We start from the raw sequence: 938 nt of genomic DNA on the forward strand, positions 1-938 counted from the left end.
ACGTGATTATAATTTTCTGGGAACCATGAGCCCTTTACGGATTGATCTTGGATACTCTCATAATGAAAACAGCCAAAATTCTTTTTTCTTAATGTTTGATTCCAATATTCCTTTTACGGCCTATGGACTAAATTGGAATTTAAAATTTTATAATGATTTTATTTACCGTCCCGATATGGAACAGCATTATTATAACGGAAATACTACGGGCTTATCTGTTGAATTTCCTATTGGTTTTACCACCCTTACCGCCGGATTAAATGAATCTTTTATAGTTAACGAAGAAAATGATGATGTAGATAAACCTAAATACGGAGATTTTCAAAACGGTTTATATATGTCAACTAACCCATTTTTATCATGGAAAATTCCTTTCGGCGTTTACGTAAAAGATTCCGGTGAAATTATTTTTACGCCCGGTATTTACGCCTCGATTCCCCATGAATTTCCAAAATGGCCTTTAAATGATTATAGAAAAGGGCCTTTTGTTTCTTTTACGCAGAATATTGGCTTTAACAAAGTGGACTGGATCGGTAATTTCAGAAAAGGTTTTGACGTATCCGTTTATAATTCTTTTAATCTAAACATATACAATGTTAGAAATGGTAGTAACCCATGGTCTGAAAATATAAAATTTTCAGGAATAGGCCATTTTAAATTTACGGAATTCCTTGGCCTTTCCACAAACATTATGTACCGGCAATGGGTGTTTTATGAATACGGGTACACCCAGGCCGGAGACGTTCTTCGCGGCGTTCTAGACAAGGATATGTTCGCAAATTATATGCTTTCCTTGAACATAGACATACCTATCAAGTTAATTAAATTTTCACCGTCTGTCTGGTTTAACAAGTCTAAATTGCGCCTATTTAACTTTGAACTTTTTGCCGCCCCATTTATTGACATGGCAATATATGACGATCCCGTATATGACACCA

1 protein-coding gene is annotated in these 938 nt (G+C 35.1%); it reads left to right on the forward strand.

Going from position 1 to position 938, the window contains the following annotated elements; translation table 11 throughout:
• Nucleotides 1-25 precede the first annotated feature (25 nt).
• A partial coding sequence (locus ACYVTD_RS13715; RefSeq protein WP_461248290.1) for a hypothetical protein occupies nt 26-938 on the forward strand: 913 nt, incomplete at its 3' end.

This window comes from Treponema sp. R6D11, assembly GCF_054786075.1.